This is a genomic window from Brucella pseudintermedia, from assembly GCF_008932435.1.
Classification (GTDB): Bacteria; Pseudomonadota; Alphaproteobacteria; order Rhizobiales; family Rhizobiaceae; genus Brucella; species Brucella pseudintermedia.
Genome location: NZ_WBWE01000006.1, coordinates 220,585 through 232,016 on the forward strand (window position 1 = coordinate 220,585; position 11,432 = coordinate 232,016).

Here is an 11,432-nt window from a genome sequence, read left to right on the forward strand (position 1 = left end):
AATTCGTCCGGGGCGGTTGCAGTACTGTTCATGCAATGGAGGCCGTCATGGCCAAGACTGATATTGCGCGCCGTGTCTACAATCACGCATGGAAGCTCGATCCCATCGTCCGCAGCCTTCTGGATACGGACTTCTACAAGCTTTTGATGCTGCAGATGATCTGGGGTCTTTATCCGAAAGTGGACGCAACCTTTTCGCTCATCAACCGCACCACCTCCGTGCGCCTTGCCGATGAGATCGATGAGGGCGAATTGCGGGCGCAGCTCGACCATGCCCGCACGCTGCGCTTCTCCAAGAAGGAAATGATCTGGCTGGCGGGTAACAGTTTTTATGGCCGCAAGCAGATTTTCCAGCCCGAATTCCTGAACTGGCTGCATGATTTCCAGCTGCCGGAATATGAGTTGCGCCGCAAGGACGGCCAGTACGAGCTGCATTTCCATGGCGCCTGGTCGCACACGACCATGTGGGAAATTCCAGCCCTTGCCATCATCAACGAGCTGCGCTCGCGCGCGGCAATGAAAAACCTCGGGCCGTTCTCCCTCGACGTGCTCTATGCGCGCGCCAAGGCGAAGATGTGGAGCAAGGTCGAACGCCTACGCCGCCTTCCGGACCTCAAGATTTCCGATTTTGGCACCCGCCGCCGCCATTCCTTCCTCTGGCAGCGCTGGTGCGTCGAGGCACTGAAGGAAGGCATCGGCGATGCCTTCACCGGCACCAGCAATGTGCTGCTCGCCATGGATACAGATCTCGAAGCACTCGGCACCAACGCGCATGAATTGCCGATGGTGCTGGCGGCGCTCGCCAAAAATGACGATGAACTGCGCTCGGCCCCCTATCGGGTGTTGCAGGACTGGAACCGTTATTATGGCGGCAATCTCCTGATCGTGCTGCCCGATGCCTTCGGCACGGCTGCCTTCCTGCGCAATGCGCCGGACTGGGTTGCCGACTGGACCGGCTTCCGCCCGGACAGCGCCCCGCCCATCGAGGGCGGCGAGCGCATCATCGAATGGTGGAAGTCGCGCGGCAAGGACCCGCGCGAAAAGCTGCTGATCTTTTCCGACGCGCTCGACGTGGATACGATCGAGGAGACCTATCGTCACTTCGAGGGGCGGGTGCGCATGAGCTTTGGTTGGGGCACCAATCTCACCAATGATTTCGCAGGTTGCGCCCCGAAGGAAATCGAGGGGCTGAATGCCATCTCGCTGGTCTGCAAGGTGACGGATGCCAATGGCCGCCCGGCAGTCAAGCTTTCCGACAATCCGCAAAAGGCGACCGGCGATCCCAAGGAAGTGGCGCGCTATCTGAAATTCTTCGGAAATGAGGAACGGGTGGAGCAGCTCGTCCGCGTGTGACGAGCTACGGCGGATCTATTTGTGATTACGCATGTCTTTATCCCGAAACCGGTTCCCACTTTCGGGAGACGTGCTCTATTCCATCAGCCGTGCGGTGCCGGAAACGCGAATGGAACCGCCGCGTTCATTGCCGATCTGCGCGCGCAGATGCGACGGGCTGCCCATATCCTCGCCCTGAAAGACCTCGATCTCACCGCCATGCGGCCAGCCGCTGTCGCGCAAATATGCGGCAAAGGCAGCGGTCGCGGCACCTGTGGCCGGGTCTTCGTAAACGCCGCCCGAGGCAAACGGGTTGCGGCTATGGAAGCGTCTCGGCGTCTCGGAATAGATGAGCAGGATCGTCGTCCAGCCCTGACGGTTCATCAGCGTGCGCCCACGCGCCATGTCGTAATGCATTGAAGCGAGCTTCTCGCGTGAGCGAAGCGGAAGCACGATATGGTCCGCCCCGGCGTGGATCAGCGCGGGCGCAAGACCGGGCGCCAGATCGTCCTTTTCGAAACTGAACAGTGCCAAAGCCTGCTCCACTTCCGCGTCGTTGGCCGCACGCTGGCGGGTTGGCGGCGATTGCAGGCTCGCCGCGAACAGCTCGCCTTCCTTGCGGCCATCGACGCTGATATCGCCATTGTTCAGCCTGAGTGCGAAACGGCCGTCGCCTTCACGCATGGCCAATGCAGCGCCAAGAGCAATGGTGGCATGGCCGCAGAACGGGACTTCCATTTCCGGGGCGAAATAACGAACGCGCCAGCTATCGCCTTCCGGCGCGGCAAAGGCGGTTTCGGAAAAACCGACATCCTTGGCGATTTTCTGCATGTCGTGCGGGGAGGGCAGGTGATCGGCAATCAGCACTCCGGCGGGATTGCCGCCCTGATTGCCTTGCGAAAAGGCAGCAATGCGCAACACGTCCATGGTTTCTCCTCGCCAGTCTGATTCGTGTCCCGCCCCTCCCTATAAAGAGCGTGAAATGTGGCGGGTCAAGCTGTCTGTCGGCTAGTGTGGCGAATTCGAAATTCGCATCACTTGGGAGCAGCGCCGTGAACGAATTTGGGATTCAAAGCCACGCTAGCGGAGATGATCAACAACATAGGCCGCTCCATTTCCTCCGACAGGGCCGGCCATGCTTCGATCTGCTCTGGCGACGGACGCCATTCCTCCAGTTGGTGAATGGAAAACCCGGCTTCGATCAGCGCGTTGACCGTGGTGCTGAGACGGCGGTGATACTTGATGACGCCCTCGGCCAGCCAGTCGGTTCGCCGCTCGCCCTCCACGGCATAATGATCGACAGGCCAGCATTTCTGGCCCTGCTGATCCTCAATCCAGCCCGGCGTCAGTGGCGCCATGAAGATTGGATGCTCAATCGTGAATACGAAACGGCCTTCCGGCCGCAAGGCCGCATGGATCGTTTTCAAAAGACGCGGGAAATCGCGAATATAGTGAAAGGCGAGCGAGCTATAGACGAGATCGAAGCCCGCTTCTGGAAGCGTCAGCTCGTCCATATCCGCCTGCACGTAGCGAACAGCGTCATCCTGCGTGTCGCGGCGCGCGCGTTCGAGCATATTTTCCGAAAGATCGTAGCCGATGATGGAGGCGGCGCCCTGTTCGCGGGCAAAGCGGCAAAACCAGCCGAAGCCGCAGCCGAGATCGGCAACATCAAGCCCTGTCAGGTCGGGCAGAAGTGAGCGGACAAAAGGCCATTCCGGTGCGCCTTCCAATCCATGGACCGAGCGTGGCAGCTGGCTGTAAGCGGTGAAGAAATCGTCGCGGTCATAAATATTCTGGGCCATGGTCTATCGCTCGTTCCGTGCGTCAATCCTTCATCTCATGCGCCCATGGCGGGTTCGCTCCCGCACGCGAAACGGTTACGGCAGCAGCCCGGACCCCGAGGGCGACGGCAGAATGAATCTGGTCTTCGGTGAGGTCTGCAAGTGCGTACTTGTCGAGAAGGCCTTGATTGTGGAGGCTGGCAAGGATGCCCGCATTGACCGTGTCGCCCGCGCCAACCGTGTCGATCACATCCACTTTCACGCCGGGCACGTGCACGGTCGCCCGCGCCGTATAGGCATCGGCCCCATGCGCGCCCTTGGTGATGACCACCAGTTTAGGCCCAAGCTTCAGCCATTCGGCGGCGATCTCGTCGTGATTGCCCTTTTCGCCGAACCAGGCAAGGTCTTCGTCGGAAAGCTTCACAATATCGGCAAGCGCGATCATGCGCTTCATGCGCTTGAGATGCTTTTCGCGGTCGATGATGAAGCTGGCGCGGATATTCGGGTCGAGGAACATGACGCGCCTTGGCGCTTCACGCATCATCAGCGCTTCATAGACACTGCCGCACGGTTCGGAAATCAGGCTGATGCAGCCGAAAAGCATGGCGTCGACGGCATCGTCGACATAGGGCATGTCGCTTTCCGTCAACATGCGGCCTGCGGTATTCTCGTCGTAGAAAGCATAACGTGCCTGTCCGTCAACCAAACGCACGAAGGCCAGCGTCGTCGGGCGATCCGATATGGCGGCAAAGGAATAATCGACATTGGATCGCGCCAGATTATCCCGCAGCACTTCACCGAAGAAATCCGACGAAATGCCGGAAAAGAAACCGGTAGGCACGTCGAGACGCCCAAGCGCAATGGCCGTATTGAAAACCGAGCCGCCTGCGAAAGGCTGGAAGGCGGTTTCGCCCGCTGCGGTTTCGCGTGGCAGCATGTCGATCAGGGATTCGCCGCAGCACAGGATCATGAAGACAAAACTCAGTTGTTAAATCGATTGAAACAAACATAAGCACAAAAGCGCGGAGAATTTCAATCTCCGCGCTCAGCACGGCGTCAGACGTGCTGACCGCCATTGATATGAATTTCCGAGCCGGTCACGTAGGATGAAGCTTCGGAGCAAAGGAAATAGATGGTTTCCGCAACTTCCGATGTCTTGCCGAGGCGGCGCATGGGAAGCTGCTCCACCAGCTTGTCGGTGCCCGGTGAAAGGATCGCCGTATCGATTTCGCCCGGCGCAATGGCGTTGACGCGGATCCCATAGGGGCCGAAGTCGGACGCCATTTCGCGGGTCAGCGCAGCAAGCGCGGCCTTCGACGTCGCATAAGCGGTTCCGGCGAAGGGGTGCACGCGGCTGCCCGCAATCGAGGTCACGTTGACGACCGAGCCCTGCGCCGCCTCCAGTTCCTTGAACAGGCCGCGCGCCAGCATGATCGGGGCCATGAAGTTGACCTGGAAGACATCGCGCCAGACCGCCATCGGCGTTTCGATGGAGTTCATGCGGCGGCCGCCTTCCGCCTTGGGCGAGATGCCCGCATTGTTGACCAGTGCGTGAAGCTTGCTGCCATCGGCCTCGAGACGGCGGCGGATCTCGGCGATTGCCTTGCCGACATCTTCCGGGTCGGCCAGGTCAACCTTGATGTGATCCTCCGGTCCAGCCGGCCATGGGCAGTTGTCGGAAAAATCCTGTCGCGAGCAGGTGATGACACGCCACCCCGCGCGCGAGAAACGCTTCACTGTCGCGTGGCCGATGCCACGGCTCGCGCCGGTCAGGACCAGGGTCTTGCGTTCGGTATCGGCTTTGGCGGTGTTGGAACTTGCTACGTCTGTTTTGGTGGCTTGGGACATGGAAACCTCGCTCTCCAATCTTGAATAGACCAAGCTGCTCAAGATTTCGAGCGGAATTAAAGCACATACTGAAAAGTGAGAGCTCCACCCGGTTTGGCCAATTCCCGATGAAACGCGTTCATCGGGAACTGGCAGCTATTCCTGTCAGCCCGGTACGTATTGTTCCAGCTCCGGCAACAGGACGACGCTTTCCTGCTCGTTCGGATCGGTTCGCGCTATTATGGCGGTCGCGGGCTTGTCGCCGAGATTGGCCGGAAGATGCGGAACACCAGCCGGAATGTAGAACATCTCGCCTTCGCGAACGATGACATGTTCCTCAAGCTTGTCGCCGAACCAGCAATGCGTTTCGCCGGAAAGCGCATAAATCGCAGTCTCGTGAGACGCGTGGAGATGAGCCTTGGCGCGGGCGCCCGGCGGAATTGTCAGGAGATGCATACAAATGCCAGACGACCCGACAGTTTCCGCTGCAATACCTTCAAAATAATCGAGGCCCTGTTTTCCGGAATAAGTGTTCCCCGGACGGACGATCCGGCAGACCGGTTTCGATGAACTATTCATCCTCTTTGCCTTCCTTTAAAAATAACTTTTTTGCTAAGGTCTATTGCGAGTTCCCCATTATGATATCGAGCAGTGTTGTGGATTTTCCCGACTGTTGCGGTTGTCCTGCGCCCACGTCGCCGGGCGGCATCGGACGGTAATTATCATCGGCATTGGCAGGATAGGTCGCCGCGCCGGGCTGTTCGGCAAGCGGATAGCCGGTCTCGCTTGATTGCTGAATACCAGTGCGAACCGGAGAATCCGGCGCAAGCGGCCAATAGCCGTCATCGCCATTGTTCGTCATTGGCTGTCCGCCATAGGGATCCTGCGGCATCATGCCTGGATCGTAGGGCGCATTCGGGTCGATGCCGTCGCTGCCACCGGGGACGATGTTCTGGATGTCGTAATGGCCCGGAAGCTCTGCGATGGGTACGCCCTTGTGCGCTTCCTTCATGAAGCTTTTCCAGGCCGCGACCGGCAAGGTCGCGCCGAACACGCGCTTCATGCCCTTGCCGTCATCATTGCCGAACCATACGCCAGTGGTGAGATTGGCCGTATAGCCGACAAACCACGCATCGCGGAAATTCTGGCTGGTGCCGGTCTTGCCTGCGGCCGGCCAGCCGAAGGCTGCGCGCTTCGCCGTTCCGTCTTCGACGGTGCGCCGCAGCATCGCATTCATCATGCCGACATTGCGCTCGTCGATCACGCGCGGCCCGACGCCATCTTCTTTCTGGTAGAGAACCTTGTCGTTCGAATCAGTTATCCTGGTAATGAAATAGACCGGCGCGCGATAGCCGCCATTGGCAAAGGGCACATAAGCATCGGTCAGTTCCAGCAATGTTACTTCCGAAGTGCCGAGCGCCAGCGAGGCATTGGCTTCGAGTTTCGACTGGACGCCGAGCCGGTGCGCCGTGTCGATCACGGTCTGCGGGCCGACTTCCATCACGAGTTGCGCGGCGACGGAGTTGAGGGAGTGAGAAAGCGCGGTCGCCAGCGTCACTTGCCCCATATATTTGCCATTGTCGTTACTCGGCGTCCATTTGCCGATGCGGACCGGCGCATCGTTGCGCACGGAGTCCGGCGTGCGGCCCTGTTCAAGCGCGGTCAGATAGACGAATGGCTTGAAGGAGGACGCAGGCTGGCGGCGAGCGTCCGTCACACGGTCGAACTGGCTTGCGGCATAATCGACGCCGCCGACCATGGCGCGAACCGCGCCTGTGCTGTCGATGGAAACAAGCGCGCCCTGGCTCGCATTCATCTTTTTGCCGTTCTGCGAAATCTGATCCTTGATCGCCTCTTCGCCCGCGCGTTGCAGGTTGAGATCAATCGTGGTCTGGACGGTGATGTCGTCCTTCGCCTCGCCGATCAGTTCCGGCAGTGCGGCCACCACCTTGTCGGCGACATAGTTTTCCGAACCCTGCCAGTAGGAGGGCGCCCGTGTCGGCGGTTCGCTTTCGGCAATCGCCATTTGGCTGTCGTCGATCATGCCTTCCTCACGCATCGCGCCCAGCACCAGCTTGGCGCGGGCGGCGGCGGCTTCCGGATCGCGGGCAGGCGACAGGCGTGACGGAGCCTTCAAAAGACCGGCAAGGGTCGCCGCTTCCATCAGGTTCACATCCTTGGCGGACTTGTCGAAATAACGCCGGGAGGCCGCATCGACGCCGAAAGCGCCGGAACCGAGATAAACGCGGTTCAGATACATCTCCAGAATCTGGTCTTTGGTGTATTTATGCTCGAGCCACAATGCGAGCATGACTTCCTGCACCTTGCGTTCAATCGTGCGGTCGGGCGAAAGGAACAGGTTCTTGGCAAGCTGCTGGGTGAGTGTCGAGCCGCCCTGAACGGCGCGGCCTGAAACGACATTGGTCACCACCGCACGCGCAAGGCCGATGGGATCTATGCCGAAATGCGAATAAAAGCGGCGGTCCTCAATGGCGATGACGGCCTTCGGAATGAAGGGCGACATTTCATGCAGGCCCACGGCCTCGCCGCCGGTCGTGCCCCGATTGGCGATCAGATTGCCATTGACATCGACGATGCGCACATTGGGGGGACGGTCGGGAATGGCCCAGTCCGTCGTCGGCGGCATCTTGGCGGCGAAATAGACCAGCACGCCTGCAAAGGCGATGCCGCCCCACAGGCCAAGCACCAGACACCAGTAGACCGAGCGGCGCACAAAGCCGAAAAAGCCGCGCGGCTTCTTCTTGCCTCGGCGCGAAGCGCGGGGCTCCGGTTCGTCTGACTGCCTGCGTCGGCGCTGCTGCGAGCGAGCCATGCGGTCCTCCTCATCGACGCGAAAAACCTCGTCATCATTTTTCTCTTCGCCACCGAAGGAAGGTTCGATGCGCCGGTTTTTGTCGTCACGCGATGCCATGTCAGTCTGGAGCCGCCCACCCGTTTGCTGGCCCGATCGTGCTGCGGACCAGTCATTTTGATAATGTTTGCGTGCTTTGCGAGGTTCGTGCCGCAAAAGCAGACAGGGCTTAATCCGGTGCAGGGTAAATGCGGCAGTTTAAAGGGACGTAAATCATCCATGCACAAAAAAAGCCCCACCGGTGTGGGGCCTTTCGCGATAACAAACTGCCTGGTGCTAAGAGCGGTTCCTATCTTAACGGTATCATCGGAGCCGCTCTAACTAGTTGTTTCGTCGCATTTCGATGCGCAGGCGTTTCACCCTTTTGGCGCGAAAATGCTTTAGAACTTGTATGCGATGCCGAGGCGGATATCGTTGGTCTTGTACGAGCCGCGGGTGCTGACATCGCCAAAATCGAAGTCCTTGTTACCGAAATCGGTGTAGCGGTATTCAAGGCGCAGCGTGATATTGTCGGTCGCTGCATAGTCGATACCGGCACCTGCCGTCCAGCCGGTCAGCGTCTGGCTGTCGCTATAACTGCTGCCGTCGCCGATGGTGATAGAGTTCTTGACCTGACCGAAAGCCACACCGCCGGCGATGTAGGGCATGAAGCGGTCAATCGCGTAACCGGCCCGTGCGCGCACGGCACCCGACCATTCCAGTTTTGATTCAAGCGAGGTCCGAACCGGGAGACTATCGTCGCTCCAGTAGTCCTGGGACTCCTTCAGGTCATTATAGTCGAAATTGGCGTCGATACCGAGAATGACACTATTGCCCAAGTCGAAGTTGTAGCCGGCATAGATACCGCCGAGGAAGCCGTTCGGCTTGAACTCCGCATAGCTACCCCCGTCGCCGTCCAGCTTGTCGCGACCCCAGCCCCAACCGATTTCGCCACCGATATAGGCACCGCCCCACGAAAACATTGGCGCTGCGAACGGAACGGGTTCCTGCGACATGATCGCGTCCGCTGCAAAGGCACTGCCGTTGGCAGCAATTGCGATAAGGGATGCGCCAAGAATGACTTTAAGATTCATGGAAAGATCCTTTGAAATATATGTGAGTTAATATCTCTCAATGGATAGGTCATGTCGCCGCGAATGTATGTAACATAAAGGCAACACGAAAAGGTTTTCCATTAATTTTTGCGTATTAGTTCATTATATAACTATTGGCTTCTAATATTATTGCTTTAGAAAAAACATGAATATATTGTTTTCGTCGAAATTATTTATGCGCTTGCAATCGACCAAAATAAAAAGGCCCCGCTTTGCGGGGCCTTGGATTTTGTCGTCCTGCAGAAAATCAGAACTTGTATGCGACGCCGAGGCGAACTTCGTTGGTCTTGAAGTCCTGATTGATGTTCAGGCCGCCAAAGTCGATGTCCTTGTCGCCGTAATCGGTGTAGCGATATTCAAGACGAACGATCAGGTTGTCGGTCGCGGCATAGTCCACGCCGGCGCCTGCGGTCCAGCCGGTAAGCGTCTTGCTCTCGGAGAAGCTGCCGACGCCATCGATGCTACCGCTGTTCTTGATGTTGCCGAAGGCTACACCGCCAGCGATATATGGCATGAAGCGGTCAACCGCATAGCCGACGCGGGCGCGAACGGCACCGGACCAGCGAAGCTTGGTTTCGAAGTCGCCGACTGCGAGGTCGCCGTCGAAAACGTCGATGCCCTTGGAAACGTCGTTATAGGTCACATCACCGTCAATGCCGAGAACGACATTGTTGCCGAGGTCGAAGTTATAACCGGCATAAACGCCACCGAGGAAACCGTCCGGCTTGACATTGCCATAGCTGAACACATCGCCGTCGAAGTTCGACTTGCCCCAGCCGTAGCCGATCTGGCCACCGATATAAGCGCCGGTCCAGGTGAAGGACGGAGCGACCACAACAGGAGCTGGTTCCTGTTCGATGACGGCGTCGGCAGCCTTTGCGCCCGTAGCGGCCACAAGGGCGACAGTCGATGCAAGAAGAAGGGCCTTGAGCTTCATGATAAACCTCCTGAAGGAAAGTCTCAGAACCAATATTTATCCCCAATATAAGCGATTGCTGCCAAATGTCTGTAGCAAACGGGACACAGCAAGCGGAATGTGACATGAGCAATACACGTTCCCGTGATCGTTTTGTGATGAGTCTTGGCAGAAGGCAGGCGCAATATGGCGCAGGCAAGCGCAAGTTCTTCGGGATGTGATTATGCCGCCGTTCGGGTTATAGAGGGCAGGACAACTTGCGAGGGGCACGGAAATGCATGGCACGATGGGCGTGGGGCAGCGGGTCGACTGGGTCGATATTGCCAAGGGCATCTGCATTATCTTCGTGGTGATGATGCATTCGACGCTCGGCGTGGAGAAGGCTGCCGGTGCGCAAGGCTGGATGCATTATGTTGTAGCCTTTGCCAAGCCTTTCCGCATGCCGGATTTCTTCATGATTTCAGGCCTCTTCCTCAGTCTCGTCATAGACAGGCCCTGGCGGCGCTACCTTGACCGCAAGGTCGTGCACTTTCTCTATTTCTATATTCTGTGGCTGACGATCCAGTTTGCCTTCAAGGCACCCGGCATCGCCAGCGAAGCCGGATTGTCCGGCGTAGTGAACGCTTATCTCATGGCTTTCATAGAGCCGTTCGGCACGCTCTGGTTCATCTATATCCTGCCGGTTTTCTTCATAGCAACGCGGCTGTTGAAGCGCGTGCCGGTGGGTGTAATCTTCGCGGTGCTGGCATTGCTGGAAATCCTGCCGATCCACACGGGCTGGGTCATGGTGGACGAATTCTGCTCGCGGTTCGTCTATTTCTATGCGGGCTATGCCTTTGCTCCCGCCATTTTCCGGGTTGCCGACTGGCTGCGCCAGCGTCCGCTCATCGGCATCGCCGGATTGCTGGTATGGGGATTTGTCGAATACAAGCTGGTTTTCACGCCGGTGCCGGAAAGCCTCGCCGCGCTGATATCGCCCGCAGGCGACCTTCTGCAAGGGCGCGGCGCGGTCAGCGATCTTCCGGTTGTCTCGCTCCTGCTGGGCCTGGTGGGGGCGCTGGCGATTATTTCCATCTCGTCGCTTCTAAGCCTCCTGCCAGCCGCAAACCTGCTGCATCGTGGCTTGAGCTGGCTCGGCGCGCATTCGATCGTCGTCTATCTGGCCTTCTTTCTGCCGATGGCCATTGCCCGCACCGTACTGCTGAAACTCGGCATTGGCGATATCGGCACCGTCTCGCTTCTTACCACTGCAAGCGGCGTGGTTGGACCGGTCATTCTTTATGGCCTTATCCAGTGGAGCGGTTACGGGAAATTCCTGTTTCGTCGCCCGGCCTGGGCCCATATAGACAGCGAATCGCAAAAGAAAACGGCGGCTGCTGCCGCCGTCAGACTGCTGACAAACCCCTGGCCTTGTTCAGGGGTTTGTGATTCATTGGGTCATGCTGAAGAAACCCGCTCCGTCGCAGACAGCTCTCGAGATGGTAACGCTCGACAGTCTGGTTCCGAAGGATCACCTGCTTCGCAAGATCGATGCTGTGATCGACTTCTCCTTCATCCACGACCGCGTTGCCGGACTTTACTGCGCCGACAACGGCCGCCCGGCGCTCGATC

The 11,432-nt window shown here is 58.4% G+C and carries 9 protein-coding genes and 2 pseudogenes; 3 read left to right on the forward strand and 8 right to left on the reverse strand.

Annotation, left to right across the window (positions count from 1 at the left end; translation table 11 throughout):
- The first annotated feature begins 47 nt into the window (after positions 1 to 47).
- Positions 48 to 1,352 (forward strand): nicotinate phosphoribosyltransferase, encoded by a 1,305-nt coding sequence (gene pncB, locus F9K78_RS10315; RefSeq protein ID WP_121985815.1) that lies wholly within the window; start codon positions 48 to 50, stop codon positions 1,350 to 1,352.
- Between the two features lie 75 nt (positions 1,353 to 1,427).
- Here pncB and F9K78_RS10320 read toward each other — a convergent pair whose 3' ends face one another.
- The 8 genes from F9K78_RS10320 to F9K78_RS10355 all read right to left on the reverse strand — a co-directional run bounded on the left by F9K78_RS10320 (position 1,428) and on the right by F9K78_RS10355 (position 9,842).
- Entirely contained in the window at positions 1,428 to 2,258 is an 831-nt protein-coding gene (locus F9K78_RS10320; RefSeq protein WP_121985766.1) for a PhzF family phenazine biosynthesis protein, read from the reverse strand.
- Between the two features lie 107 nt (positions 2,259 to 2,365).
- A complete protein-coding gene (locus F9K78_RS10325) occupies positions 2,366 to 3,133 on the reverse strand; it encodes a class I SAM-dependent methyltransferase (RefSeq protein WP_121985765.1) in 768 nt (255 codons plus the stop codon).
- A gap of 22 nt (positions 3,134 to 3,155) precedes the next feature.
- Positions 3,156 to 4,082 carry a carbohydrate kinase family protein gene (locus F9K78_RS10330; protein WP_121985764.1) on the reverse strand — a complete coding sequence of 309 codons (927 nt, stop codon included), beginning with the start codon at positions 4,080 to 4,082 and terminating at the stop codon, positions 3,156 to 3,158.
- Between the two features lie 86 nt (positions 4,083 to 4,168).
- A complete protein-coding gene (locus tag F9K78_RS10335; RefSeq protein WP_121980692.1) occupies positions 4,169 to 4,960 on the reverse strand; it encodes an SDR family NAD(P)-dependent oxidoreductase in 792 nt (263 codons plus the stop codon).
- Positions 4,961 to 5,104: 144 nt separating this feature from the next.
- Complete coding sequence (locus tag F9K78_RS10340) at positions 5,105 to 5,518, reverse strand: cupin domain-containing protein (RefSeq protein ID WP_121980693.1); 414 nt, start codon at positions 5,516 to 5,518, stop codon at positions 5,105 to 5,107.
- A gap of 40 nt (positions 5,519 to 5,558) precedes the next feature.
- Positions 5,559 to 7,871: a transglycosylase domain-containing protein gene (locus F9K78_RS10345; protein WP_121985763.1), complete on the reverse strand. Its 2,313-nt coding sequence runs from the start codon at positions 7,869 to 7,871 to the stop codon at positions 5,559 to 5,561.
- A gap of 320 nt (positions 7,872 to 8,191) precedes the next feature.
- Entirely contained in the window at positions 8,192 to 8,884 is a 693-nt protein-coding gene (locus F9K78_RS10350) for an outer membrane protein (RefSeq protein ID WP_121985762.1), read from the reverse strand.
- A gap of 268 nt (positions 8,885 to 9,152) precedes the next feature.
- Complete coding sequence (locus F9K78_RS10355; protein WP_114214313.1) at positions 9,153 to 9,842, reverse strand: outer membrane protein; 690 nt, start codon at positions 9,840 to 9,842, stop codon at positions 9,153 to 9,155.
- 265 nt (positions 9,843 to 10,107) lie between these two features.
- Between F9K78_RS10355 and F9K78_RS10360 the strand changes: the two are divergent.
- Both F9K78_RS10360 and F9K78_RS10365 read left to right on the forward strand, forming a co-directional pair.
- Positions 10,108 to 11,208 (forward strand): annotated as a pseudogene (locus tag F9K78_RS10360) (acyltransferase family protein); the annotation flags it as partial.
- 52 nt (positions 11,209 to 11,260) lie between these two features.
- Positions 11,261 to 11,432, forward strand: a pseudogene (locus F9K78_RS10365) (IS5/IS1182 family transposase); the annotation flags it as partial.